The sequence below is a fragment of the Cupriavidus sp. 10L43_2 genome, assembly GCF_056395265.1.
In genome coordinates this window covers 1-26,724 of record NZ_JBFTJE010000016.1, presented here as the reverse complement: position 1 = coordinate 26,724, position 26,724 = coordinate 1, and the positions used below count along the sequence as shown (strand labels likewise).

At 61.7% G+C, this 26,724-nt stretch carries 19 protein-coding genes and 3 pseudogenes; 13 read left to right on the top strand and 9 right to left on the bottom strand.

Annotated features, from left to right (window positions below; genetic code table 11):
• Nucleotides 1-611: 611 nt before the first annotated feature.
• Nucleotides 612-1,430, bottom strand: coding sequence for a hypothetical protein (locus AC1DEL_RS20495; RefSeq protein WP_477125383.1), 819 nt, complete (start codon nucleotides 1,428-1,430; stop codon nucleotides 612-614).
• A 1,056-nt stretch (nucleotides 1,431-2,486) separates the two neighbouring features.
• Between AC1DEL_RS20495 and AC1DEL_RS20490 the strand changes: the two genes are divergently transcribed.
• A complete protein-coding gene (locus tag AC1DEL_RS20490; protein ID WP_477106238.1) occupies nucleotides 2,487-3,842 on the top strand; it encodes a lactonase family protein in 1,356 nt (451 codons plus the stop codon).
• A 125-nt stretch (nucleotides 3,843-3,967) separates the two neighbouring features.
• On the opposite strand, the gene AC1DEL_RS20485 is transcribed toward AC1DEL_RS20490, so the two are convergent.
• On the bottom strand, nucleotides 3,968-5,767 hold the full coding sequence (locus tag AC1DEL_RS20485) for a hypothetical protein (RefSeq protein WP_477125382.1): 1,800 nt from the start codon (nucleotides 5,765-5,767) through the stop codon (nucleotides 3,968-3,970).
• Nucleotides 5,768-6,064: 297 nt separating this feature from the next.
• Between AC1DEL_RS20485 and AC1DEL_RS20480 the strand changes: the two are divergent.
• A pseudogene (locus AC1DEL_RS20480) lies at nucleotides 6,065-6,265 on the top strand (amino acid ABC transporter substrate-binding protein); the annotation flags it as partial.
• 172 nt (nucleotides 6,266-6,437) lie between these two features.
• On the opposite strand, the gene AC1DEL_RS20475 reads toward AC1DEL_RS20480, so the two are convergent.
• Nucleotides 6,438-7,352, bottom strand: a complete 915-nt coding sequence (locus tag AC1DEL_RS20475) for a LysR family transcriptional regulator (RefSeq protein WP_441645428.1) — start codon at nucleotides 7,350-7,352, stop codon at nucleotides 6,438-6,440.
• A gap of 384 nt (nucleotides 7,353-7,736) precedes the next feature.
• On the opposite strand from AC1DEL_RS20475, the gene AC1DEL_RS20470 reads away from it, so the two are divergent.
• From AC1DEL_RS20470 to AC1DEL_RS20455, 4 genes and pseudogenes are all read left to right on the top strand, one after another.
• The gene (locus AC1DEL_RS20470; protein WP_477125381.1) at nucleotides 7,737-9,152 is read left to right on the top strand and encodes an MFS transporter; all 1,416 of its coding nucleotides are present in this window, start codon (nucleotides 7,737-7,739) and stop codon (nucleotides 9,150-9,152) included.
• A gap of 172 nt (nucleotides 9,153-9,324) precedes the next feature.
• On the top strand, nucleotides 9,325-10,581 hold the full coding sequence (locus tag AC1DEL_RS20465) for a glutamate carboxypeptidase (RefSeq protein ID WP_441645426.1): 1,257 nt from the start codon (nucleotides 9,325-9,327) through the stop codon (nucleotides 10,579-10,581).
• Nucleotides 10,574-10,756, top strand: a pseudogene (locus AC1DEL_RS20460) (integrase core domain-containing protein); the annotation flags it as partial. The gene AC1DEL_RS20465 and the pseudogene AC1DEL_RS20460, both read left to right, overlap by 8 nt.
• The gene (locus AC1DEL_RS20455) at nucleotides 10,707-11,384 is read left to right on the top strand and encodes an amino acid ABC transporter ATP-binding protein (RefSeq protein ID WP_477125424.1); all 678 of its coding nucleotides are present in this window, start codon (nucleotides 10,707-10,709) and stop codon (nucleotides 11,382-11,384) included. The pseudogene AC1DEL_RS20460 and the gene AC1DEL_RS20455, both read left to right, overlap by 50 nt.
• Nucleotides 11,385-11,790: 406 nt before the next feature.
• Here AC1DEL_RS20455 and AC1DEL_RS20450 read toward each other — a convergent pair whose 3' ends face one another.
• Nucleotides 11,791-12,918: an MFS transporter gene (locus AC1DEL_RS20450; protein ID WP_477125423.1), complete on the bottom strand. Its 1,128-nt coding sequence runs from the start codon at nucleotides 12,916-12,918 to the stop codon at nucleotides 11,791-11,793.
• A gap of 212 nt (nucleotides 12,919-13,130) precedes the next feature.
• Here AC1DEL_RS20450 and AC1DEL_RS20445 point away from each other — a divergent pair, with 212 nt between their 5' ends.
• Together AC1DEL_RS20445 and AC1DEL_RS20440 are read left to right on the top strand one after the other, a co-directional pair.
• Complete coding sequence (locus AC1DEL_RS20445) at nucleotides 13,131-14,024, top strand: LysR family transcriptional regulator (protein WP_477125380.1); 894 nt, start codon at nucleotides 13,131-13,133, stop codon at nucleotides 14,022-14,024.
• A 398-nt stretch (nucleotides 14,025-14,422) separates the two neighbouring features.
• Entirely contained in the window at nucleotides 14,423-14,812 is a 390-nt protein-coding gene (locus tag AC1DEL_RS20440; RefSeq protein ID WP_477125379.1) for a hypothetical protein, read from the top strand.
• A 321-nt stretch (nucleotides 14,813-15,133) separates the two neighbouring features.
• On the opposite strand, the gene AC1DEL_RS20435 is transcribed toward AC1DEL_RS20440, so the two are convergent.
• The 3 genes from AC1DEL_RS20435 to AC1DEL_RS20425 all read right to left on the bottom strand — a co-directional run bounded on the left by AC1DEL_RS20435 (nucleotide 15,134) and on the right by AC1DEL_RS20425 (nucleotide 19,453).
• Nucleotides 15,134-15,526 carry a hypothetical protein gene (locus AC1DEL_RS20435; protein WP_477113919.1) on the bottom strand — a complete coding sequence of 131 codons (393 nt, stop codon included), beginning with the start codon at nucleotides 15,524-15,526 and terminating at the stop codon, nucleotides 15,134-15,136.
• 7 nt (nucleotides 15,527-15,533) lie between these two features.
• Nucleotides 15,534-18,152, bottom strand: coding sequence for a DUF6531 domain-containing protein (locus AC1DEL_RS20430; protein ID WP_477125378.1), 2,619 nt, complete (start codon nucleotides 18,150-18,152; stop codon nucleotides 15,534-15,536).
• A 428-nt stretch (nucleotides 18,153-18,580) separates the two neighbouring features.
• Nucleotides 18,581-19,453 carry a LysR family transcriptional regulator gene (locus AC1DEL_RS20425; protein WP_477110019.1) on the bottom strand — a complete coding sequence of 291 codons (873 nt, stop codon included), beginning with the start codon at nucleotides 19,451-19,453 and terminating at the stop codon, nucleotides 18,581-18,583.
• Nucleotides 19,454-19,592: 139 nt separating this feature from the next.
• Between AC1DEL_RS20425 and AC1DEL_RS20420 the strand changes: the two genes are divergently transcribed.
• The 5 genes from AC1DEL_RS20420 (at nucleotide 19,593) to AC1DEL_RS20400 (ending at nucleotide 24,730) form a co-directional block, all read left to right on the top strand.
• The gene (locus AC1DEL_RS20420; protein WP_477107785.1) at nucleotides 19,593-20,588 is read left to right on the top strand and encodes an NAD(P)H-quinone oxidoreductase; all 996 of its coding nucleotides are present in this window, start codon (nucleotides 19,593-19,595) and stop codon (nucleotides 20,586-20,588) included.
• A 75-nt stretch (nucleotides 20,589-20,663) separates the two neighbouring features.
• A complete protein-coding gene (locus tag AC1DEL_RS20415) occupies nucleotides 20,664-21,317 on the top strand; it encodes a GbsR/MarR family transcriptional regulator (protein WP_477113209.1) in 654 nt (217 codons plus the stop codon).
• A gap of 3 nt (nucleotides 21,318-21,320) precedes the next feature.
• On the top strand, nucleotides 21,321-22,706 hold the full coding sequence (locus AC1DEL_RS20410; RefSeq protein ID WP_477125377.1) for a cytochrome ubiquinol oxidase subunit I: 1,386 nt from the start codon (nucleotides 21,321-21,323) through the stop codon (nucleotides 22,704-22,706).
• Nucleotides 22,703-23,740 (top strand): cytochrome d ubiquinol oxidase subunit II, encoded by a 1,038-nt coding sequence (locus tag AC1DEL_RS20405; protein ID WP_477125376.1) that lies wholly within the window; start codon nucleotides 22,703-22,705, stop codon nucleotides 23,738-23,740. The genes AC1DEL_RS20410 and AC1DEL_RS20405 overlap by 4 nt, the downstream gene beginning before the upstream one ends.
• Before the next feature lie 66 nt (nucleotides 23,741-23,806).
• On the top strand, nucleotides 23,807-24,730 hold the full coding sequence (locus tag AC1DEL_RS20400; protein ID WP_441592379.1) for an oxygenase MpaB family protein: 924 nt from the start codon (nucleotides 23,807-23,809) through the stop codon (nucleotides 24,728-24,730).
• A 13-nt stretch (nucleotides 24,731-24,743) separates the two neighbouring features.
• Here AC1DEL_RS20400 and AC1DEL_RS20395 read toward each other — a convergent pair whose 3' ends face one another.
• Complete coding sequence (locus tag AC1DEL_RS20395) at nucleotides 24,744-26,324, bottom strand: MDR family MFS transporter (RefSeq protein WP_441592378.1); 1,581 nt, start codon at nucleotides 26,322-26,324, stop codon at nucleotides 24,744-24,746.
• A gap of 169 nt (nucleotides 26,325-26,493) precedes the next feature.
• Nucleotides 26,494-26,724 (bottom strand): annotated as a pseudogene (locus tag AC1DEL_RS20390) (methyl-accepting chemotaxis protein); the annotation flags it as partial.

The window sequence follows — 26,724 nt, the reverse complement described above, 5'->3', positions numbered from 1 at the left end:
ATCTGTCTCACAGTAACTGGGCACATGGAGAGTGGTGGTAATGCGGGTCGCAGGCCTGCTTGGCGACGTCCTAAGACGTGTGCGTCGGCACGTTCAGAATCGCCCTACAGGTTGGAAGTGGATTGGTCGATGGGGCCGACGGCAAACGTAACTGTTAGCTACGATAAAGATCGCGGCGCGTCGAGGTCCCTTTCCGGCCAGAAGCAGACGAATAGACGAGAATTTCGAGGGACCGTTTTCGGGTGGACTCGTGCCCCAGGGCACTCAGGCTCCCGGACATGGGCCAAGTTTTCGCCCCTTGAAGCCGCATCGGGCAGAGGCTATGGCAACTATATTTTCTTGGGAGGCACCGTCCCGTTCTCGGCCCACAAGTAGTCCTTGAATATCTCTTCGTAGACGGGGTACATGAGAAGTACTTTCTCACCGATGAATGCTGCCGCCTCTGCGAAAGTCATACTCTTCAGCGTTTCGTTCTGGATCTCTATATGGACGCAGCATTGGTTGCTCCAGATACCTTACGAGCAAACACTCGTTCTCAGGGTCATATTCGAATTGGATACCTTTTGCGCTCATGGTGATGTCGTAAGACCTGATTCGAAGTCCCAAGCGTCCTAGTAAGGAGCAGTCAGCTTCTCGAAACTATATGTATTGAAGTCATGGAGCAGACGCGTATCCTGCAACCCTCCTGAGTCAACGCTAGCTTCAAATAGTCGACCTGACTCAATCCACACAAGCCGCTTTCCATCAACATCCGCCCACGACCAGTTCGGCATTGCTATCGAGCGCCCGGTCCCAGGGTGCAAGAGTTCATGGCGCTCTCGACTTCCGTGCACACGCTTGCGTAGCCGCCATCGTAGCCCGACGGGCTTCTCGAAATGGACAATAGCGCCCTTCCCAATCCAGCCGGAATCCATTCGCTGCCAACCGTCCATCTGCAGGCGGATTTCATACAGATCGGTTTGTCCTATTGGAGGAAACTCATGCCACGGATAGGTGCCTGTGCGCCTAGCCTTGGATTGGTCACGGACGATTGTGTGCCCATAGCCATCGTTGAGCCAGTACTCGCGCTCGGAAACAAATAGGCCACCACCATGCCAAGTGTCCCCTTTGGCCAGGAGCGTTTCGGCCTTGAGATACGGCGCACGCGAGATCGCCGTATACGCGCCTTGGCTTTCAGTTCCCCACTTTCCGGTGATCGCGAAATAAATCAGGTAGCTGCCGTCGGGTGACAAGTCCGAGCGACGCTCATCAATTCGTCCGTTGAACCACTGTCCGACCTCGAACTTGTCGCGCCTCCTGTCCCAGCCAATCAATGCCGTCTTTCTCGATGGGCCGCGGCGTATAACAACCGCGGAACGAGCCTCACGAGCCATCAAAATATGAACGCGTGCGGGCGGGGGTGGGCGCTTTTGCAGTTCCTCCATTGTCATGTCCCCAGCTTCCTCTTGGCAGCCCGTCGGCCACCAGCAGCTTCCATTCGAGCCCTGTACAACTTGCGTTTAGCTACGTGCTCGCCAAGCGAAATGTCCGGCCACTTTCCCCATCCTCGATTCTTTCGCCTCGCGATCCCTACACGGAGTTCCGTAAGCACGAGCAACTCATCCACGGGCTCGGACTTTAGTGTTTCAAGAGGCTGGTTCTGGGTTCTGCGCGCAATCCTCGCGTAGGTGCGTTTTCGCGTCGGGACACAGCTCCCCCTTTCCCCGTGGTCAGGCCGGTGGTCCTTGGCGTAGCTCAGCCGCTTCTTTTCCTGCGGTGTTTTGAAGTTGCCCATCGTTGCCAAACTTGGTTGTCAGTTTTGTCCAGGGATCGTGGTTTCTTCAGCGCCGAACGGCTTCCGTCGGGCGGGCCGCCCGATGGATCATAGGGTTTACCCTAGCATAATTGTGCGCCGGCCTGCTGCTATTTCTAGCGCAAAATGTATCAAAAATATAAGATTCAAGACTGCTAGCGCGAACAAGGCAAACTCCGAGATGACTGGACTCAACACCTCTCCACCGAAGCTTGCCGCAGCTTCGTTAGCCCGAATCGTCCATTGCACTCTCAGGCGCATTTAAATGCGCGGCACTCGGAAGCATGGATCCACAAAGTCAATGACTGAGTTTTGGATCACTGCGGACAATCCACCTCAGGCTCCCTTTGTCGCAGATGGGTCGGCTGCCGCCGGCGACGATCAAGTCGAAAACTTGCTACGCGTTCGGGCATTTCCCGGGCAGAAGGCGTCGTCCTTCGCTGATCCACCGTTCCCCCGGCAGAGACTGGTCTCAGGCCCGACCCCCGCCCGTGACAACGCCATCGCATGGCGTCTCCCCACCAAAGCAGGGTACAACACTCGTTTCAAGTGCCGTCAAAGAGGACGTACGGCACAACTTTTCCTCCCGATGCACACGTCATTGGACATGTGTGGCTCTGCGACATTCGAGCCGCGGCCAACTCCGTGTGTGCCGGGTCGCACCTTAAGCGCAGCAGCGCAACAAAAAAAATCCATGAATCGCGTCCCCTATTTCCTGCGGCACCGTGCCAGACTCTGGCAAGTCACTACCACCGTCTTCTTGTGTGGCATGCTTGCTGCTTGCGGTGGCGATTCGCCAGATGCGGCGACAGCACCAATGGATGCCCCGCCGCCAATAGTTGCGCCCACACCAGTGACACCGTCAGCCTTCTCCATCGGTGGCACCGTCAGCGGCCTTTCCGGTACAGGTCTTGTCTTGCAAGACAACGCCGGTGACGACCTTTCTGTTTCGGCCAGCGGCAGCTTTACTTTCGCCACGCAGGTTGCCCGTGGAAACAGCTACGCCGTGACGATCAAGAGCCAACCGACCAGGCCAAGACAGGTTTGTACCGTCACAAATGGCAGCGGTACGGCATCGGCATCGGTGGACAACGTTGCTGTGACATGCGTCACGCAGAAGTTGGCCTATGTCGTCAATAACAACGACGGCACGATATGGATGTACTCCATCAAGGCCGACGGCACGCTCACGGCAAACAGCGCCAACACGGCCGTTACCGGGACCTTTCCCATGTCCTTGGCCGTGGATCCTGGCGGCAAGTTTCTTTACATGTTGAATGGTAGTTATGCATACATGTACACGATCAACCTTGATGGTTCGCTCACCGCTAACGGGAGTCCCAACACGGTCACTGGCGGTTTTTCCATAAGCATCGATTCCAGCGGAAGATTTGCCTATATGGCCGGAGGTAGTTCGCTGGTGATGGACAGAATCGATGCAAACGGCCAGTTGACAGCCAATGGCACGCTCTCTCTCAGTGCAACGAGTCACCGCATCGCGTTGGCACCAAGCAGCAAGTTCGCCTACATATCCAACTATGGCGACGGCACGGTTTCGGCTTACATCATCAACGCTGATGGCACGCTCACGGCCAACGGCAGTCCGATCGCTGCGGGAGCATTTCCCCAGCCCGTGACGGTCGATCCCAGCGGCAAGTTTGTTTATGTCGTCAATGGGAACGGTGCCAACCAAGTGTCAATGTTCACCGTCAATACCGATGGCACACTCGCGGCCAACGGTACCGTTAGTGCCGGATTATCCTGGCCCGGTGCTGTAGTCGTTGCTCCCGATGGCAAGTCCGCCTATATCCCTTCGGGGAGCACTATCCTGCTCTACGCCATCAACGCCGATGGCACACTCACGGCCAATGGCACCGCAGCTTCGGTCTCCGGCCCCGTTGTTATCGACTCCAGCGGCAAGTTCGCCTACATCACGAATATGAGCAGCAACAGCGTATCGACATTCACAATCAACGCTGATGGCACATTCGCGCCTACTGGCACTGTGGCTACGGGACCTAGCCCGATCGGCTTTGCCATTGCCGAGTAGAGGCGTCCTGTCAAGGTTACTGGCGGACGATGGGCGTAGGGCAAGTCCGCCGCTTCCATCATGATCAGCTCGAACAACCGGTACGCCCCTCGTTGTCTGTTGAAAAAAATGGCAGACTGCAACAGTCACTGAACCTGGAAGGCAACCATCATCATGTGACCGTCACCGAAGCTAACCGCGGAACCGGCGTACATGTCCTCGTAGTAGTGCGAGCTCGAACCGTCGGCCGTCGAGGACCAGTAGGCGGCGCCGACTGTCCAGCCCGCCGGCGTCCCACCTGTACCGCTGTTAGCCGTGCGGATATTTCCCAGTTGAGTGATCGTCGGAATCGCTAGCGTCACGGTTCCGGCATTCACCGTCTGCAAGGTCGTCACGTTCATCGCGCAAGTCGCAGCCGGACATACCGGAGTCGACGTGGCCGTTTGACGTGTTGCGGGGTCGCTCACAACCCCCATTGGCGGGATGCTGCTACCGTTGAATAGCGTCTGTAGCGTGCCCATATCGTCTAACAGGTAATTGCCGCTGAACGGGCCCTGATCAGCCTTCACTTCGTAGTACAGCTGCCCGTTGACCACCGTCGGGTACTGCAACGACCAGCCCCCATATGTCACGCCGTTCTGTGTGGTCGTCGGGTCGGCCCCGAGATTGATCTGGCTCGGGGCAGTCGTGCACGTAATGCTGATGTTGCTAACATTCCCACTGGCCGTGCCGGTCCCGCTCTGCACCGAGCAATATCTGCCCGTTGCGATATCACTGCCATACCACCCGGCCTTCAGCGTTACAGCATAACTGCTGCCTGCCGTGACCGAGCCCAGGCTGAAGCTGCCAGCCGTCGTCACGGTTGCCTGCGTGCTGCCGTTCACCTGCACAGTCAGGCTCTGGCCGCTCGCCAGACCGGTTGCTGTGCCGCTCAGAGTGTACGTATTCGTCGAACACGTCACGTCGATATTGGTCACATTGCTTGCGGCTACCGTGCCGGATCCATTGGCCACGGTGCAGGTCTGGCCGGCAGGCTGGGCCGCCATGGTCACCGCATAGGATGTCGCGCCCAGTCGCGGCGTCGGCATGGTGAATCCGCCGTTCGTGCTGACCACCTGTGTGTCGCCATTGGTGTCGGCCAACTGCAGGCTCGCGCCGGTGGCCAGGCCCAACACCGTGCCGCCCACGGTATAGGTGGGTGGCAGCGACGCGTTGCGCGCGAGCGCCGCATTGGCGCACAGGCGGCTTCCGGCCGGGGCATCGGCACAGGCGGTCAGCGTCGCCGCACCGGCGGCAGCGGCCGAGGCGGGGCTGGCAACCTGGGCGCTGCGGCCGTCTGCGGCCGGCGTTGCGACGAAGCTCGCGTCATCGCTCGTCCACGACCAATTGGTGAGATCCCCGATTCCGTCCGCGCCATCCGAACGGCGAACCGCAACCAACACGGTTTGCGCGGCGCCACCGGCCGTCACGGCCAGCGTCGACGGTGTCAGGGCCAGCATGTACGACTTGGCGGGCGCGGCCTGCACCACCAGGTGGGCGAGGCTAGTGATGCGGCTGCCGTCTGGCAGCGTCGCCGTGGCTATGATGTCAGCGATGCCTGCAGCGATCGTCCGCACCGTGGCGTAGGTGCCAACAGGGTCGATCACTTCGCCCGCTGGCGCCTTGTCCGAAGCGGACACCACGGTGGCCACGCTGGGTTCGGACGAGGTCCAGGCAAAGCTCGCGCCCTTCACCTCGGTGCCGTCGGCCGCGAGCAGCGTCGCCTTGAGCGTCAGCGTGCCGCCAGCCACTGGAGCGGCACTGCCGGTGTCGACCACCAGGCGCGATGCCGCCGGCGTCGCGGCCGGGGTCGATGCACTATCGTCGGAACCGCAGGCAGCGAGCAGCGCCGCGGTAAGCAAGGCGAGGCCGACAGCGCGCGCGCCGGCCAGAGCGTGTGGAAACATGGACCCAACCCGAATTGATATGAAGGAGGGCCGCGCCCTTCCGGACCGACGGCCATTGGCACGCTCTAATGGCGTGCACTGCGCGCGACTTTAGCAGCACAGGACATTCACCACTTCCCCCCACTGGGGGTGACAAGTCAACTATGTGGATTAAATACCACTTAGAATCCGGGTGAGGGCCCGTATTTCTTCTTATCAAAGAGGAAGAAAGTCGAATCCCGGCCGATTGCTCCCTGCTGTTTGTTGGGCAGAAGCCCCCGTACATTCGCATTGCAGCCGCTCGCGGCTTCGGTGGATATGCTGCGCAAGGACGACCTGCCGTTCAAGCGGATCGTTGATGGCACCATCGTCCAGCTGATGAAGTCGGGCGAAGCAACGGCGCTGTATGCCGAGTGGTTCGAGCAACCGGTTCCGCCGAAGGGCCTAAACCTCGAATTCAAGCTGTCCGACGATATGAAGGCCCTGATCCTGAATCCAAACGACAAAGCCTTCGATTAGCATTGACACGGCAAAATCGCTACGTTCACGCCCGCGAGATCTGAGGGGGCCGGGCAACCGCATTTCCGCCTCCCCCCAATCCTCCGAACTGAGAGGGGATCAATGACGCAGCAGCCCAGAACGCATTACCGGAGGCGCAGCACCATGGCTGACGCAGTCAGAATGTACTATCTCACGACGTCAGCGACGACAGGCGCTGTCGTGCCGCCGTCTCACGTATGCAATGGATGAAGTAGTCCGACGGAGTGGTCAGAATTGCGCCTTCCCGCTGAAGCAGCGCAATTTGCAACGTCGGCGGGTCCTCCGGTAGGTCGAGCTGAACCAGCTTGGAATCAGGGGCGACAATAAGCACGTGCCGGGTCAGCGCCATAACAGTATCGACGTTGAGCAGTAGCTTGCTGGTCAGCAGATTCGACGTGCACCGCGTAATGCGACGCGGCAGCGGCAGGTTGTATCGCGCGAACACCGTTTTTATATAGCCGGGAAACTGCTCGGTAGCATCCGCATGCAGCCATTCGGCATCCTGCAGCTCGGCAAAACTCGTCGCACCGGCGTACCGGCTTCCGTGCCGTGTCACGAAGGCGGTCGGAAACGACAACAGCGGCTCGCAGGTCACGAACGCGTCGTCCACCGGCGTCCCGGGCACGGCGGCCAGCGCAAAGTCCAGGCGGCTATTGCGCAAGTTGTCGAGCAGCTTCGGCAAGTTCCACTCGCGAAACTCGACCGATACCTCGGGCATCGCCAAACGGAACTGCGCGAACGCCTCTGAAATGACCATCGCCCCCGCCAACGGCGACACACCGATGCACAGGTGTCCACCCACTACACCTCGCAACTCCGCCATATCAGCCTCGGCGCGTTCGAACTCATGCACGATCAGACGAGCGCGGGTTAGCAATCGTCGACCTTTCTCTGTAATCGACACCCCCCATGAATTCCGCGTGAGTAATGCCACGCCAACTTCGGATTCCAGCTCGCGCATGGCACGCGTAATTGCTGGCTGGCTCACGCAGAGCACGCGCGCAGCGGCATTGATGCTGCCTTGTTCGGCGATAGCAGTCAGGGCTCGCAAATGATGCAACTTCATATCTATACGGCTTGATTGTCGACTGGTGCAGTTAGCTGTGCTTTTGATACGGACGACGATAATGAGGCAGCTCTACCGCTCGACGCCAGCATGCCCTGCCGACGCAAAGATACGTCCCCACTGCGGTGCATCTTGCCCCGCAGTGGGGACGGGCCGACGGCGTACCAGGCGTACGGCGGCCCGCATGCACCACTACCGCACGCCAGAAAATCGTCCCGCAGTGCAGTACAGCGCATGCTATTTCGCGTTGGAAGCGTTGTCGTAATCAATCTTCGGCGACCCCGCGCGACGCAATAACAATTCGTTATCCACATCCAGATTTGTGCGTACTCGCTCGCCCCAGATTTCCATAGCATGTCGACTTTGTATCACGGGCGATAACCCATGATTTTCGAGCGAGATACTAACCTGCTGACCACGCAACCAGCAACGAATGCCGGGCCATCCCGCTTCTCGCGCGGTCTTACTCTGTCGACGCTTGTCGCCCTTGTCATGTTGAGTGCGATCGACAAGCTGGTATTCGCGTTCGCCGGACCGGCCCTCTTCCGTGACCTGGAGCTGACCCCGATTGAGTTCGGCCTCGCTGGCAGCGCGTTCTTCTTGCCTTACGCTGTAGCTGGCGTCGCCGTTGGCATTTTGGCCGACCGCGTTCAGACGCGATGGATCCTCGCGGCTATGTCCTTGGTCTGGCTTACCGCGCAGTGCATGATGGCTTTCGCGGAGGAACTCGGTACGGTAATAGCGAGCCGTCTCCTGCTGGGCGCGAGTACAGGCCCCACCACTGCCGTCGCTCAGCATGCCGGATTTAAGTGGACACGCCCACAAGACCGCATGATGGTCTCGGGTCTAAATCACGCCGCGCTGGTAGCAGGCGGCGTGGTTGCCGCCACAACGTTGCCGTTTGTCGTGCAGCAGTGGGGCTGGCGCCCGGCCTATTTTGGGCTGGCTGCGCTGAGCGCACTATGGCTGTCGGTCTGGCTGCCATTTGCCCGCGAGGGCACCGAAGATCGAGAAGCAGGCGGGCATGGACGACACGGCGCAAAGGATCTCCCGGCACCGCTACCTAGCTACCGTAAGTTAATGTTGAACCGCACCTTCGTGGCCATAACGATAATCGGATTCGTCGGCTACGTTCCAAATGTGATCGGGTTCAGCTGGCTGATGGTGTACCTGCAGCAGGGACTACGGCTGACACCGGCCACCATGGCCAGCTACCTGACCTTGGTGGCCATCGGCATGATCGTGGCAAGCGTGCTGGCGATGGTCGCCAGTCGGCGTGCGTTGCAACAGGGGGCGTCCATTCGACGTGCAATGGTTTGGCCGCCGATGGTCGCCTGTGCTATCGGCGGCTGCGCGTACACATCACTGTGGCTGACAAGTGACCACGTGCCAGTGCGACTCGCGCTATATGCCCTCGGCGCCACCGGCGTCAGCCTTCTACCACAATACGCCTTCGCGATTGTCGGCCATATCGCCGGTCAGTCGCGGCGCGGCGCCATGCTGGCTATCCACAATGGGCTTGTTACCTCGGCAGGTATCGTCGGCCCCGTGCTGATAGGCGTAGTGATTGAGGCGGCCGACGGCAATGTCGTATCCGGACTGTCGCAGTTCTTCCACGGCTATGGCGTACTTGCCATCCTGGCTGCGTTCGCCGGACTCTGGACCATCCGTCCGGAGCAAACCGCCGCAGCAATCTCTGCGAGCTCTGCAGTGGGTAACATATCAGGTACATCTTCCGGGGCCGATCCACCACTCGTGCGCTCCGTCAAGGCGGATCGGCCCTCCAGAACGATGGCATAGACCATCAACTCCGGCCTGGCAAATCACACGCCACGCCACTCCAATCCCGTCCAGTTCAACAACATCCGCGCACCGCGGTGCGGCAGCGTGCTGCCGTCGCCAGCGTAGCGCGGTGGAACCCCTGTCCTCGCTGCAGCGCCTGTAGCGAATTTCACCATCCAGAGGAGAAGACATGAAACGCATGGTCCTGTGTGCGGTTGCCCTTGCAGCCGCCACGTTCGTAACCTCCGGCTGCTCGGATAGCAATGCAGCCAGTGCTACCTATGACAGCGCATTAGACACTGCGTCAAAGGCCCAACAGCCGGTCGTCATGCAGATGCTGGAGCAGATGGTCAATATTGAAACTGGAACTGGCGACGCAGTTGGAATGCCTCAGATGTCCGACTATCTCGCTCAGCAACTCGCGGGGCTTGGTGCGACTGTCAGCCGCCACAAGGCCGAAGCCGGCGTAGTCGGAGAGAACATTGTTGGACGGTTCAAAGGCACCGGCTCGGTCAAGATTCTGATGATCGCGCATATGGATACCGTCTATCCGAGAGGATATATCGCCAAGGCACCGTTCCGCGTCGAAGGGAATCGGGCCTACGGTCCCGGCATCGCGGACGATAAGGGCGGCATCGCCGTCATTCTCAACTCGCTCGCAATCCTCAAGTCGCGAGGCTTCAACGAGTATGGCGAGATCGTCGTCATGTTCAATACCGACGAAGAGAAAGGCTCATTCGGTTCGCGCGATCTCATTCAGCAACTGGCGGCGGCCGCCGACTATGTCATCTCCCATGAACCCAGCGGAGAAACGGAAGGCATCGGCCTCGCCACGTCGGGTATTGCATACGTCGAGGCAACAATCACCGGCAAGGCGGCACACGCCGGCGTCGCCCCAGAACTCGGTGTCAACGCGCTGACCGAGGCAGCCGACCTCATCCTGCGCACGCAGGACATCGACAGCAAGGATAAGGAGATGCGCTTCAATTGGACGCTGGCCAAGGCCGGCAGCGCATCGAACGCTATTCCCGACTCCGCCACGCTGAACGCCGACGTCCGCTACGGTCGCAACGAAGATCTCGACGCGATCAAGTCGATGCTCGACGAGCGGGCGCAACGCAAGCGCTTGGCCGCTGCCAAGGTAGAGGTTAGCGTCACACGCGGCCGGCCTGCCTTTAACGCAAACGATGGTGGCAAGTTCCTCGCCAACAAGGCGGCCTCGATCTACCAAGAGCTTGGCTATTCGTTGACAGTGTCCGATACCCGGACCGGAGGCGGTACTGACGCGGCCTACGCAGCGTTGTCCGGCAAGCCGGTGGTGGAAAGCATGGGCCTCCCAGGCTTTGGCTATCACACCTCGTCCGCCGAGTATGTTCTGGTAGATGCCATCCCGCGCCGCCTGTACCTGAGCACCCGCATGCTGATGGACCTGAGCCGCGGCCTCTAATTTCGTAAAGACCATGAAGCGAGACTACGTCGCCTTCATGCCCAAGCCGGATGCGAAGACGGCCGTTCGCAACCTGGCAATTGCCTTCGAGCACTACAACGAGCAACACCCCCATAGCGCCCTGAATTACCGCTCTCCGCGGGAGTTCAGGCGGGCTGTGGGGTTCTCAACCTAAGCGTGAGACCGTGTCCGGGGATACGGGGGCAAATCCAGCGCTAGAGCCGATCCAACAAGGTGAGATTCTTGTGGACAGCATCTCTGTCAGCCATCGCAAGACCAATCTCCCAAAGCTGCGTTCCCGCGTCGGCATGGTGTTTCAAAACTTTGAGCTGTTCCCTCACCTCTCTATCGTCGAGAACCTCTGCATCGCGCAGATCAAAGTCATGGGACGTTCGCGTGAGGAAGCGCTCGACAACGGGATACGCTATCTCGACCGTGTCGGACTGCGCCAGCAAGCGGCCAAGTATCCCGGGCAGTTGTCGGGTGGTCAGCAGCAGCGGGTGGCTATCGCACGCGCGCTGTCAATGGATCCCATCTGCATGCTATTCGACGAGCCCACCTCGGCACTCGACCCGGAGATGGTCAACGAAGTGCTGGACGTCATGGTGGAACTCGCGCAGGAGGGAATGACGATGATGTGTGTCACGCATGAAATGGGCTTCGCACGCAAGGTTGCGGATCGGGTGATATTCATGGACGCGGGGCAGATTGTTGAAGATTGCTCGAAGGACGAATTCTTCGGTGATCCCGCCAATCGCTCCGACCGTGCAAGACAATTCCTGTCGATGATCCTCCAGCACTAGCTTCTGAAAGCGGCCCAAAGTACCCCGTTCCATCGGCGGTCTGTTACTGGGCGGCTGGTCCATGGGGAGCAAATCACAGAGGAAATTTCAGGCACCGTTTCCGGGAGCGGACGGCAGACCGATTGCATCTTGAGAGCCGAGAAGAACTGGACGCGACAACTCGGCTCCAACATGAACTAATGCGAGAGCCTTGTCTGGCTTATAACTTCGTAGGCCTTATTGACGGACTTGGCATTGATACCCGACGAAGCGCCCGTGATGATGGCAACTTTGTCCTTGATCATAACTTCTCTCCCAAATCGGGTTTATCGGAAACGGGTTCCAACCACTCCACCGGTTTTCCGTCGAGTGCCGCCTGGAGTGCCGCCCGGACGGCGATCGCAGGTCCTTCACCTCACGCAGTGAATCACGCCACCCGGCGACTGCGATTCGCCGTCGTCAATGCCAGGGCGGCTGCAGACACTAGGAGGAGTGCGCTGAAGCCGAAGGTGCTGGCGTAGCCGTGGGCATCGAATAGCAGTCCTCCGACCGTCGAGCCCAGTGCAATGGCCAGCTGAACCACGGCCACCATCAGCCCGCCACCCGCTTCGGCACTTTCCGGCAGCGTCGTTGCCAGCCAGCTCCACCAGCCGACGGGCGCGGCAGTCGCGAGCAATCCCCACATCGCCAGCAGCCCAACGGCGGCGCCGGTTTGTTCTCCGAACAGAGCCAGCGCCACGGCCACCGCGGCCATCGCGAGCGGCATGGCGACCAGCGTCCGGTACAGGTTGCGCGAGAGGAACCAGCCGATGAGGGCGGTGCCGATGAGGCCCGCCACCCCGATCGCGAGCAGTGCCAGCGACAGGGTCGCGGCGTTGACGTTCGTCGTCGTTTCCAGAAAGGGGCGCACATAGGTGAAAAGCGCGAACTGCCCCATGAAGAGAAGGCCAACTGCCGCCATCCCCCGCAGCACCAGCGGATCCGATAGCAGGCGCAGTGCATTGCGGGATCCGGGAGCCGGTGCGTCTGCCGGCATCGACGGCAGGCTCGTCCATTGCCAGGCGAAGGCGAGCACCGCGACGGGCACGAGACCGAAGAAGGCACCACGCCATCCGACCAGCGAGCCGATGAAGCTGCCCAGCGGTGCGGCGATGACGGTGGCGAGCGCATTGCCGCCGTTGAAGATCGCCAGCGCGCGCGGTACCTTCGGCGCGGGAACGAGCCGGATGGCCGTAGCGGCGGACATGGACCAGAAGCCGCCGACGGACACCCCGATCAGGACACGGCCCATCATGTACATCACAAGACCCTGGGCCGAAGCGATCAGGGCGCCGGACACGGCCATGGAAGCGGTCATACACAGCAGGACGGTCTTGCGATCCAGCCGCCGCGCCAAGGCCGGAAGCACGAGGCTGGTCAAGACAGCGAAAGCGCCGGACACGGCGATCGCCTGACCGGCCATGCCCTCGCTGACGCGTAGATCCGTTGCGATCGGCGTGAGCAGGCTGACCGGCATGAACTCCGATGCAATCAGTGCAAAGACGCATAGCGCCATCGCGAACACGCCACTCCAGTGGCTCGATGGTTCGCCGCGGGTAGCAGGAGCGACACATGATTGCGCTGTCATCGGCGTGCTGCAGAGTTTAGGGGGAAGGGTTGATGGAGCTTTCGTCATGCCCCAGATTATGGTGACGACCCACGCGCACTACTAGATAATGAATCCTGAATGCATCTAGTAGCCGGACTAATGAATGGGAGGCGGGAGTCGTGGCAAGGAAGAACCTGAACGACCTGCTTGGATTCGTGACCGTGGCGCGGGAGGGCAGCTTCACGCGCGCCGCGGCGAGTCTCGGGGTTACACAATCGGCGTTGAGCCAATCCATCCGGGGGCTTGAGGAGCGGCTGCAGATCCGCCTCCTGACGCGGACGACGCGCAGCGTCTCGACGACGGCGGCCGGCGAGCGCCTGATGCAGGCCATCGGGCGGCGTTTCGACGAGATCGAATCCGAGCTCGATGCCTTGACCGAACTGCGGGACAAGCCGGCCGGCACGGTACGCATCACCTGCGGCGACCACGTGCTGCAAAGCAGCCTGCTGCCCAGGCTCGCGCCGTTGCTGCGAGAGTACCCGGACATCACGGTGGAGTTCGACGTGAACTACGGCTTCCGTGACATCGTGGCCGACCGCTTCGATGCCGGCGTGCGCATCGGCAGCACGATCGACAAGGACATGATCGCCGTCGCGATCGGGCCAACGCTACGCCTGGCGGTGGTCGCATCGCCCGAGTATTTCGCTGCCCACCCGGCGCCGAAGCAGCCCCGGGATCTGACGGAGCATCGTTGCATCAATCAGCGCATGCCGACTTCCGGCGGCCTATACGTATGGGACTTCGAGCGTCGCGGCCGCAAGGTCAATGTGCGCGTGGACGGGCCCCTCATCTTCAACACCACGCCGCCGCAAGTGGAAGCGGCACTCGCCGGCTTGGGCGTCGCCCTGCTGCCCGAAGACGAGGTGATGCCCCATGTCATCGGCGGGCGGCTGGTGCGCGTGCTGGAAGACTGGTGCCCGAAATTTGCCGGCTACCACCTCTACTACCCGAGTCAACGGCAGCCTTCTCCGGCGTTCTCGTTAGTCGTAGACGCATTGCGTTTTCGTGGGTGACGTCAGCGAATCCTGGAAAACGAAGGTGGGACGGCGGGTTGCGGTCCCGCTACAACGGGCGGTTCGCGCTAGTGGCCAGCCGACCAACAAGCAGCGCGTCGCTTGTCTCAGAAGGGTCGGATGCAGTCCCCCGCCCAACGCGCCCAGCGGCGGCAGTTCAGACGGCCGAGACCGGCCAGTAGGAGTCATTCGCTTAGGGCGGCCACTGCGGAACGAACTTTCAGCGAAGGCCGCATCGCCTACTGACTACCGTCCCCAACTTCCAACACCCCACTTCGCGACATGTCATTGCTGAGACGGCCTCTGCTAAGCTCGATCCGACAATTTGAATTACTTGCCTTTGCACGACAATTGGATGAATCAGGCTGTCGCAACGCGTAACTCCTTACGGGAAAATAATGGTCACGGAAGCTGCGCTCAAACTACTCAGGGCCAAGGTCCTCGACGATATGGCGCAATACATGGCGGATTTCCGCACGCCGCCCAAAGGAACTACCGTTGGCGAGCCATGGGGCATCGAGAGAATCTCGCAAGAACTCGACAAAATGCGCAACTTGCTTGTCGAGCCGTATAAGACCCGATATGACTGCGACGACGCCCTCATACCGGCCCAGGACCGGCTGCCGAAAGGCAAACGGAAAGCTTACGTTGTCGCCGAAGACAGTTGCCATCGACTCTTGTTCGATGAGGATGCCGGTGACTTTGTCCTCGTTCAGCAATCGGCCGACGGCACGTGGTGTTCATGGGGCATCCGCGGAGACGCTTCGAGCTCCTTCCTTGCCCGATAGATACATTTCTCCCTATTGATTTCCCGGAATGCACTACGCCGGCGCGCGAATTAAGGCTGAAGCTAGCGGGATCCATTACTTGACTAGTGCGCCCCCTTGGATTGACGAAAGTCGCTTGAGAGTCGGCAATTGCCTCCGGCACCCGCAACGCATCGAGGGCAGCGACCGGCCAGAAGCAGCCATTGCCCATTTGGTCGGCGAGCGACTGCTGTGCAGTCACAAACTGACACTGACTTGGGCGCCAACATTGGTCCAGAATGCCCGGTCGCGAAACCCCTAGCCGTCAAGCGCCAACGGATGATCAACCCGGCGCGAGCGCACCTAGCCCAACGCCCGAACGTAGTCGTCAACGGACTTAATGGCTTGCAGATCAATACTCCTGCCTTCCCTTTTCGCTCGTTTGATAGCTAGTTGGCCCAGGTAGTCCAAGTCCTCGCTCGTAATCGACCAGGCTCCGATGTCTTTGCCGAATTGGTCTTCCGGACGTAGCAACCCAGCGGATACTCTCAAAGCACTGGCCACTTCGTGCCAAAGCTCCAGAACGCGAGCTTGAGAAATACCGCTATCGGCGTAAAAACGGGAATACAAAGCATTCTCATCCAGGATCTCTCTTTCTTGGAAGCTCATTGACGTCCTCTTTCTCGATTTGGCATTCAGCCAGATGGTCCCTATGGTCACCACCAACGCAACAAAGCAGAAGATGAACACTTTCATAGTCGTTTCAGTGTGAACAGGCACTCATTGCACAGTCTGCCGCGCAGTACCCTTCCATTCCAGCAAGGTAGATTCCGTAGCCAATCCAAACCGGAGAGACAACTCGGCCAACGACCCTTGCCGCACCTCCGACAGTTCCGGCTCCCCCTCCGCCCAAACCGTGCGCTAGTGCGCTTGGCACGGTCGTCATCCGACTGGCGCCGCCGAGACCTCTGGGTAAACCTACCATTGCCTTCGGAAAGGTACCGCCAAGTCCAGTAAGGGCAACCTTAAACTCATCGCTGAGTGGGTCATAGGCACGGATGCAATTCGCCAAGCAGTCGAGAAACGTTTGCTGACATCCGGTACCGTTGCATCCTGGCGCCCCCATTGCTGGCGCCTGGGGCACGGGTATTCTCTGAACAGATGATTGCGCATGCGCGTTGCCCACAAGCGCTCCGAGCCAAGACTTGATCAAACTCCACATCCGCTGCCATATTCTCGCGCTCTTCACATTGCCTGAGTGATCAGTTGTCTGAGCAGTGGAGAACGGACTAATGGTACTGACCGTTTCGGTTACTTCCGGTTGCAGTAAGAATGCCCTTAGGTGATGTGCATCGTCATATTCATAGCCGATGTAGGAGCCCTCCGGTCCGCGTACCGCCGTCAGGAACCCCAGTGCATCGTATTCATATCTGACCGTTTTTCCGGCGACGTCATATCGCATGATCTGTCCACGAGAGTTGTACTCATATTGCTGATGATTTCCATCGGCATCTATGGCCTCCAACACTCGGCCTGCAGAGTCATATCGCAATGCTTGGCCAGTTTTCCCCTCTGGGGTCGTCACACTCGATAGATTTCCCATTGGATCATAGGTAAAAGCCCATTGACCAGTGGCGTTTCCATCGACAGATTCCACTGTCGACGCAAGAAGCCCTTGCTCGTTATAGGTCCATATGGACCTGGCGATCGATCCTGCTGGTGCGCCGCTCGTGCCCTGGCTTCCGTTGCTGTCCGACGTTGGATACCGTGCGTAGCTGGTTACGCGACCGTTCGCATCATATTCAAAGCTATCGATCCTGCCTGGTACGGCGGCTTTGATAGGTAGGTTCCACGTCGGATGCCACTCAGTCGTCGTGGTCTTCGCGTCGGCCGTACCGTAGCCCTCGATGCGTTGCGTCTCGCGGCCCTGCGCGTCGTAGCTGTAGCGGGTATCGCTGCCATTCCGATCGACCGTGCGGCTGACGTTGTTGCCGGCATCGTATTGGATTGTGTTGAACGGATCGCCAATGGGGGCCGTCCCTGAAGCACCGGTGGGTTGCCGCAGCTTGCCGGCCAGTTGATAGTTGAAGGTGCGCGTCAGCGCGTTTCCGTCTATCACCTGGGTGGAACTGGTGTTGTAACTGAACGAAAGCTTGTCGGCGCCACCCGCGTGCTCTTCGCTAGTTACAAATCCGCTGGTCGGATCGTATGTGCTGCCCGTGTTGTACCTATAGGTGGAAAAACGAACGCCGGCCTCATCAGTAATCCCGGTCAGCCGCCCAGGCAACGCTGACATAAAGCCCGAAATGTCCTCACCATAGTGATAGCGGCGCACTGTTTGGTCGGGCCACCTCACTGTCAAGGTTCCGTCTGCGTCGTAACCGTAGCGAATCTGCTTGCCGTCTGGTGTCTCGATACTAATGAGCCGGTTTTTTGAGTCGTAAGAAAACCTCAATGCGCTACCGAATTGGTTTCGAACAACATCCAACAACCCAGCGTTTCCTCCCGGCGCGGTTGCCGTCGCTCCACTTGTGTAGGTGAGCGTCGTAACCCAACCATTACGCTCTGTGACCGTGAGCAAGAGTCCAGCCGCATCGTATGCCTCAACGCTGTCGGTTGCGGCGACATGGTACTGCCAGGCGCCGACTCCCTTCTCGTTCGGTCCCCCTTGAATGTAATCGCGCGACTGGCCTTCTGCCGCAATCCATCTCTGTCCGTCGCGAACAAAGCGCTGCGCGGTCCCATCTGAGCGGCGAGCCATGATGGTTGGCGAGGGATCGGCGACCAATCCCACATTCAGCCGACGCTGCCAATTGTGGCTCCAGCTTCCAATTGCACCGACACTAATGCCGTACCCAGCTGCGTCTGATCGGAAAGTGCGCTGGAACACCAGTGGATGAGAGCCCCAAGATTGGAAATCTGGACTCTCCACTTGAATCTTTTGCCCCGTCAAGGCGGAGACGGGATTCCCTATCGGGCAAGCGTTGGCAGTGGCCTTAGGTAAATCAGGGCACTGATCCTCCAATGCGACGTTAGGACTTCTCTGCCAGTAGAGGTTGTAGGTGCGACGTACGGGATCAATACACAGTTCCTTCTGACCGATGTACACGCCATAAACGTCTCGCCAATAACCCGGCGCCATCGGCTGCCCCCGATACAGTGGCTCACACCAAAATCCTGGATGGGACGCCTCAGGAGGGTCGACATAGCGATAGGTGTAGTCGCCGCCCCACATCCAGTAGTCGTGATTGGAACAAGCCGACTGTGCGGTGCTGTGCAGCGTCCCATAGTTCCCTGCCCAACCACTATACCAAAGCGTTACAGGGGGCGAGGCGTTTGTTGTCGAACCGATGAAGCAACCAGCGAAAATGGTGAGGACCAAGCCTGTAAATCGAATCCGTGCGCGCGAGGCGCCCGTCCAAAAATTAAATAGTCGCACGCTATGACCCCTTCCGAAAATCACGGCTTCCGGAGCGCCGCGTTGATTGATTTCGGCCCGAGTCTAAACAGAGACAAATGCTGCGATGTATCGATTAATTTACATCAGAAATAAGCCAAACTAAAATCGAGGACGCATTTTTGGTTTCAGTACTAGGAGCCCTCACATCGCTCCTTTCAAGCCCCGCATAATCGATCGGCCGTGTTCCGCTAGATTCCTGCCGCCAATTGTGAGGGAGCCGAACGACGCTAATGGGTCGAGACCAGAAATTCATTGCCCGGGGCGGCCCGACTGCCTTGGGCTGGGCGCCCAGGTAAAACCGGATCCACCAATCAGGCGCACGCAAAAATAGCGCTAGACACCGTTGCACCTCATCCCTCGGCCTCAAAGCGCGCCGCAATGGCATCGATCATCGCCCGAACCCTCGCGGTATGACGGAGGTCCTGGTGGGTGACCAGCCAGACTTCGTAGGCTGCCGCCCTTGAAAGCTCGGGCCAGATCCTTACCAGCCCATCCCGTTCGCCCATATGCACCGGCACCTCGCCGATACCGATATCGGCACGGATCATCGCTCGCAGCATCAGGCTTGAGTGCACACTGGCGACAATGCGTCCCGCGTGGATTGGCTCGCCCACCAGAGTGGGTCTGCTGTTGGCTGCCAGGAACGGCTGATAGAGCACGAGATCGTGCCCCGCGAATCCCGTCCCACGTTCAGGCTCGCCGTGGCGACTCAGGTAATGCTCCGTTGCATAGAGCCCCACGCGCCAGCGGGCCAATCGCCGTGCCACCAGGTCGGGGCTTTCCGGTTTCTGCGTACGAATGGCGATGTCCGATTCGCGCCGAGCGAGGTTGAGCACTTGTGTGGAGGTGCTCAATTGCACCCTGACGTCCGGATGTTCGACGTGCAAGCTGGCAATCGCCGGGATCACGAACGCGAGTGCGAGCGAATCTGTCGTGGTCACCCTCACCTCACCCGCCAGCCGATTGTCTACACCTTGTGCCTGCCTGGCCAGTTCATGCGCGGACTGCTCCATCTTCTCCGCTGCTTTGAGGACACTTTCGCCAGCAGATGTCAGGGCGTAGCCATCCGACGCCCGAAAGAACAACGTGGCGCCCAATGCATGCTCAAGCGCGGCAATGCGCCGTCCGACAGTAGCCTGGTCCAGCCCCACTACTTTGGCGGCCTTGCGCAGCGTACGTTCGCGCTGCACGGCGAGGAATACCCGTGTGTCATCCCAGTTCATGCTGTCGGCCTTGTGATGCGTTTTTGCATTGGAGAAGCTGAATATTGCCGCATCGATTCATCGGTGTGCAACTCTATACTGGCTACCAATGTTCGGGCGGCTGTCGTCCGGCGCAAGCGCGATCCACCAGGGACAAACCATGAAAGCCATCACCTTCGCCGAATTCGGCGACGCCGACGTTCTGCAACTCACCGATGTGCCGGATCCGGAGGTCAGGCCCCATGACTTGCTGGTGCGCAATCGTGCTGCCGGTCTGAACCGAGCGGATCTGACGCACAGGCGTGGGGGGTACGGGCGCACGAACTTCGGCGATTCGGACATCATGGGCCTGGAGATTGCCGGCGAGGTGATTGCAATCGGCTCAGAGGTGCAGGGTTTCGCCATTGGGGATCGCGTCATGGGAATCGTGGGCGGCGGCGGATACGCGGAGCTGGCACGCATCGACTATCGCATGGCCATGCACATTCCCGATGGGCTGGACGACGTGCATGCGGGCGCGTTGCCAGAAGTATTCGTCACCGCCTGGGAGGCGCTTGGTCATCTTGGTCGGCTGGCATCAGGCGAGTCGGTACTGATCCATGCGGCGGCTGGTGGCGTCGGCTCGGCCGCAGTGCAACTGGCGCACGCGGTAGGTGCCCGGGTGCTGGCAACGGCCGACGGCAGCAAGCGCGAAGCCGTAATCGGTTTCGGCGCCGATGTCGCCATTGATTACAAGACCGAAGACTTCGAGGCGGTGGTGAATAAAGTCACCGAGGAGCGCGGCGTCGATGTGATTATCGATTTCGTCGGCGCGCCCTACCTGGCACGCAACATTCGCTCCCTGGGCTTTGGCGGTCGGCTGGTTCAAGTTGGCATCCTTGGCGGCATCCAAGGCGCCGAGCTTCCGCTGGATCGAGTGCTCTACCGACACCTGCAAATCATGGGAACGGTCATGAAATCGCGCCCGCCAGCGGTGAAACATGCCATGACTCGCCGGTTCGCAGATACGTGGCTTCCTCGATTTGCAAGCCACTGCCTGATGCCCGTCATCGACAGCACGTTTCCGTTGAAGAATGCAGCTGATGCGCACCACCGCATGGAATCCAACCAGAATGTGGGGAAGATCATGCTGACGATGGCTTCTGTGACCTTTTGACGCACCGCAAAAACTCCTGCATGCCTCCTTGATCCGTATTAAACTTTCACAAATTACTGAAAGTTCGAAACGTTCATGCAGCTCTCGCCCCTGATCCAGCGCTTTGTCCTTCACTTTGGTGAGATGGGTAGCCGCTGGGGTATTAACCGGACGGTCGGTCAGATTTACGCCCTGCTCTTCACCGCCTCGCGCCCCCTCAATGCCGATGAAATCGCCGAATCGCTCGGTTTCTCGCGCTCCAACGTCAGTATCGGCCTCAAGGAACTGGAATCCTGGAGTCTGGTGAAGCTCTCCCACCAGCCGGGCGACCGCCGCGAGTACTTTTCCGCGCCCGATGACGTCTGGGCGATTTTCCGCACGCTGGCCGAGGAGCGCCGCCGCCGCGAGATCGATCCCACGCTGTCCATGCTGCGCGAAGTGCAGCTCGAGGCGGCCACCTCCCCGGAAGACCGCCACGCCCAGGCGCGCATGAAGGAGATGTACGGCCTGATCCTGCTGGTGACCACGTGGTTTGGCGACATGCAGCGGCTGGACGTCGCCACGCTGGAAAAGCTCATGCGGCTCGGCTCCCGTGTGACCAAGCTGCTCGACGTCAAGGACCGCTTCGCCAGTGCCATCGGCATGGGCGGCGACAAGAGCGCTGACAAGGGCGCCGACAAGTCCCCCGCCGCCGCCCCCAAGAAAGCCCCCAAGACCCCCGCAAAGTCCTCCCGCCCCCGCAAGGAGTAGCCCGTGTTTGCCAGTCTCGACCCCGTGGTGCTGGCGCGCATCCAGTTTGCCGCCAACATCACGTTCCACATCCTTTTCCCCACGATCAGCATCTCGCTGGGCTGGGTGCTGCTGTTCTTCAAGCTGCGCTACGGCAAGACCGGCGATGAAAGCTGGATGGCCGCCTACCGCGTCTGGGTCAAGATCTTCGCCCTGACTTTCGCGCTCGGCGTGGTCAGCGGCATCACCATGAGTTTCCAGTTCGGCACCAACTGGCCTGGCTATATGGAAACCGTCGGCAACATCGCCGGCCCGCTGCTGGCCTACGAGGTGCTGACCGCCTTCTTCCTGGAGGCCACCTTCCTCGGCATCATGCTGTTCGGCATGCGGCGCGTCAGCAACCGCACCCACACCATCGCCACGCTGCTGGTGGCGGGCGGCACCACGCTGTCGGCGTTCTGGATCCTCGCGCTGAATTCGTGGATGCAGACCCCGGCCGGCTTCGAGATGATCGATGGCCGCGCCCACGTGACGAGCTGGCTCGAAGTCATCTTCAATCCGTCGTTCCCCTACCGCCTGACCCACATGCTGCTGGCGTCCGGGCTGACCGTGGCCTTCCTGCTGGCCGGCGTCTCGGCCTACCGCTGGCTGCGCGGGGACCATGGGCGCGATGTCATCCATGCGATGCGGACCGGCGTGGTGCTCGCGGCGATCCTGATCCCGCTGCAGATCGTGGCGGGCGACCTCCACGGCCTGAATACGCTCCATCACCAGCCGGCCAAGATCGCCGCGATGGAGGGCATCTGGAAGACCGAGAAGGGCGCGCCGGCTGTGCTGTTCGGCATTCCCAACGCCCGCACACAGACCAACGACTTCGAAATCGCCATTCCCAAGCTGGCCTCGCTCTACCTCGCCCATGACCTCGAGGGCGAAATCAAGGGCATCGACGCCTTCCCGGACCGCCATCCCCCCGTGGCCCCGCTGTTCTTCGCCTTCCGCATCATGGTCGGCGTGGGCCTGCTGATGCTGGCCGTGTCGTGGATCGGCGCGTGGCAGTTCCGCCGGCGCGGCGAGCCCGCGCCGTGGATGGCCCGCGCGCTGGTGGCCATGACCTTCTCCGGCTGGGTGGCGCTCGTCGCCGGCTGGTACGTGACCGAGATCGGCCGCCAGCCGTATCTGGTCTACGGCGTGCTGACCACGGCGCAGGCCGCCTCCAAGGTGCCCGCCGCGATGATCGCCAGCACGCTGGCGATGTACCTGGCGCTCTATCTGGCGCTGATCGTGGCCTATATCTCGGTGGTGTTCCACCTCGCCCGCAAGGTCGGCGCCCCGCCGGAGGATACCGCCGCGCCCGACGCCTTCCAGACACCGCAACCCGTCCTTCCCGGCCAACCCAGGAGCAAGTCATGAACCCGGCCACCCTTCCCGACCTGACCCAGCCGGCCGGCTGGATGCCGCTGGTCTTCCTGGCCCTGATGGGGCTGGCGATGCTGATCTACGTGATCCTGGACGGCTACGACCTCGGCGTGGGCGTGCTGCTGCGCCGGGCTGACGATGCGGACAAGGACCGCATGATCGCCTCGATCGGCCCGTTCTGGGATGCCAACGAAACCTGGCTGGTGCTCGGCGTGGGGCTGCTGCTGACGGCCTTCCCGCTCGCGCACGGCGCCATCCTGACCCACCTCTACCTGCCCGTGGCGATGATGCTGGCGGGCCTGATCATCCGCGGCGTGGCGTTCGACTTCCGCGTCAAGGCGCGCGATCCGCACAAGCCGTGGTGGAACTTCGCGTTCAACGCAGGCTCGCTGCTGGCCAGCTTCTCGCAGGGGCTGATGCTCGGCCTCTATATCACCGGCTTCCGCTACGACCTGCCGAACCTGCTGTTCGCGGTGGCCGTGGGGCTGTGCCTGGTGGCCGGCTACTGCCTGCTCGGCGCGAGCTGGCTGATCATGAAGACCACCGGCAGCCTGCAACTGCGCGCCATCTACTGGGCGCGGCGCAGCCTGTGGCTGACGGCGCTGGGCGTGGCAGCCATCTCGGTGGTCACGCCGCTGGTCAGCGCGCGGATCTTCGAGAAATGGTTCTCGCTGCCCAACATCATCCTGCTGGCGCCGATTCCGCTGATTACGCTGGGCGTGTTCGTGGGGGTGGAGCGGCTGCTGCGCAAGATGCGCGACCTGCACGCGCGCGGCAACGACCGCTGGTGCTGGGTGCCGTTCGCTGGCACGGCGGTGATCTTCCTGATGGCGTTCAACGGCCTGGCCTACAGCCTGTTCCCCTACCTCGTGGTGGATCAGATCGACATCTGGCAGGCCGCCAGCGCGCCGGAATCGCTGGCAGTGATCCTGATCGGCGCGGCGGTGGTGCTGCCCACCATCCTGGGTTACACGGTCTACGCGTACCGTGTATTCTGGGGCAAGGCCACGGACCTGCATTACTACTGATTTACTACTGATCCGTCCCCACTCATTGACCCGTGGCCCCGGGCGCCAGGGAGGCGCCCCAGCGGCATGTCCTCACGCGTCCCCGGCCCCCCCACGGAACCCGCCACCCCTCCGCTGCTGACCCGCCTGCGCAGCCATGCCGGCGCGCAGGTGCGCGCGCTCACACGCAGCAACTCCGGCCTGTCGATCGACTACGACAACCCGCCGGGCGATCCCGGCCTGTTCGGCCCCGATGCGGTCTGCTGGCGCGTGCATGGCGATTTCCCGGCGATGCTGGCCGGCGGCGTCAGCGCGCTGCTGCTCCAGGCGCTGCATCCGCTGGCGCTGGCCGGCGTGTGGGACCACTCCACCTTCCGCACGGACATGCAGGGCCGGCTCGGCCGCACCGCGCAGTTCATCGCCGGCACCACCTACGGCAGCCGTGCGGACGCCATGCGGCTGATCGAGCGCGTGCGCCACATCCACGCCAATATCAGCGGCCTCGCGCCAAACGGCCAGCCCTACGCCGCCGACGACCCCGCGCTGCTGACCTGGGTGCATGTGGCCGAAGTGTCGAGTTTCTTGGCGGGATACCTGCGCTATGTCGGCCCGCTCTCGGCCGCCGATCAGGACCGCTACTACGCCGAGGAAGCCACCGTGGCCGCCCTGCTGGGCGCGCCGGACGTGCCGAGATCCCGCGCCGAGGTACACGCCTACCTGGAAGCCCAGCGTCCCTATTTAGTTAACAGTGAGCGCACGCGCGAAGTGGTGCGACTGGTGATGGCGATGCCGGTGGCCAATCCGATGCTGGTGCCGGCCGTGCGGACCATGGCCGATGCCGGCGTGGCGCTGTTGCCGTCCTGGGCGCGCGAGGCGCTCGGGCTGCACCGGCGCTCGGTGCGCCGGACCCTGGCCGTGCCGGCGATGGGCGCGCTGGCGCCCACCTTGCGCTGGGTGCTCGGCCCCGGGCTGGCAGCCCGCGCCCGGCGGCGCGTGGCGCGCAGCGCGTAACAGGTAAGCCGGGTTATTCCGCCGCGCTGGCCGCGGCCGTAGCGGCAACCGGGCTGCCGCGCAGCGTGGTCTCGCGCAGCCGCATCACCAGGAACGGGGCGATCACGGACACTGCCGCGCTGAACAGGAACAGCGTGCGGAACGCCTGCTCGGCCGCCACGCGCACCGCCGCGGCGTCGCCATCGTTGGCCGCGCCCATCGCGCGCCGGAACATGCTCATCAGCACATCCTCGCCGCCGCTCAGGTCGCTCACGGCCATCCCGCTATGACGCAGCAGGGCGATCAGCACCGTGGTCAGCACGGCCACGCCCACCGCCCCGCCCAGCAGCCGCGAGAAAGCCGTCAGCGCCGTGGCGATGCCCACCTGCTGCGGCGGCACCGAATTCTGCGTGGCAACCAGCCCGCTCGGCAGTTGCAGGCCGATGGAGAGCCCGAGCACGATCATCACCAGCGCGGACGCCATCACGGCCTGCGGCGGCATGAACGCCAGCGCCACGATGGCCAGCGGCGCGATGATCGAGCCGGCCAGCTGCATCGGCTTGTAACGGCCGCTCCACGACATCAGCCGCCCGGAGATATAGGCGCCGAACGGAATCGCCAGCGTCAGCGGCACCAGCCGCAGCGCGGCGGTGTCGGCATGGGCGCCGCCCACCACCTGGAAGCGCAGCGGCAGCAACACCGACATCGCAATCAGCTGGAAGAAGCACAGGAACAGCGTGGTGCAGCAGATGGCCACCGTGGGCACGCGCAGCATCGACAGCGGAATCACCGGGTCGACGGCGCGCCGCTCCTGCCAGACGAACAGCACCATGCCGACGACGCCGGCCACCAGCAGGCCGAGGGTCTGGAATTCCAGCGGCGAGTGGCCCTGCCCCAGACGGGTCAGGAACACCAGCACGCCCGAGAGCCCGCCGCCGAACAGCAGCGCGCCGAGGTAGTCGATGCGGTGCCGGCGCCCGCCCACGGGCAGGTGGCGCAGCGCGCGGCGCACCACCACCAGCGCCAGCAGGGACAGCGGGATGTTGATCCAGAAGATCCAGCGCCAGGACAGGAAATGCGCCAGGTAGCCGCCGATGACCGGCCCGGCCATGCTCGCCACGGCCCAGACCCCGCTCACATAGCCCTGATAGCGGCCACGCTCGCGCAGCGGCACCACATCGGCGATGGTCGCCTGCGAGACCGAGATCAGCCCGCCGCCACCCAGGCCCTGGAGGATGCGGGCGAGGATCAGCATCGGCATGGTCGTGGCCATGGCGCAGAAAATCGACGCCAGCAGGAACAGGATGATCGAGAACGAGAGGACGGAGCGGCGCCCGAGCACGTCGGACAGCTTGCCGTAGATCGGCGTCACCACGGTGGAGGCAACGAGATACGCCGAGATCACCCAGGCCATATCCTCGAAGCCGTTGAGCTGCAGCGCGATGTCCGGCAGCACCACGGCCACGATCGACTGTTCCAGCGCGCCAAGCAGGATGGCCAGCATCAGGCCGAACAGCACCTGCATGACGGGCACGTCTGGCGGCGAGGCGTCAGGTGACCGGAGGGACGGCTGGGGGGATGACTGCTGGGGAGGCGGCACGGAAGGGGCGGACATGGAAGGCCTGCGTGGCAGACGGCGGCGCGACCGGCCGTGTCTGCTCTTGTCTGGTCAAGGAGAGCCGGTATTGTAGGCGCATGCCGCCGGCCCTGCTTGCCGAAGTGCCGCCCGGCTTACAGGCGGCTTTCAGGCGACGCTGGCGCCGCCTGAAAGTGGGGACGGTCGATCAGAACGTTTCCCAGTCGCCAGCCTCGACCGTGGCAGGCGCGGGCGCGGCTGCGGGACGGCGGCGGGCCGGCGTGGACAGCACGGGCTCCTTGCGCTGGGGCGTCACTGCCGGACGCGGCTTGGCGGGCGTGGCCGGCTGGCGCGCGGCCAGCACCGACGGCTGCGGCTTGCGCGCCACCGGCGGACGCACCGCCGCCGGCACGGCCGGGGCGCGAGCGCTGCGGGGTGC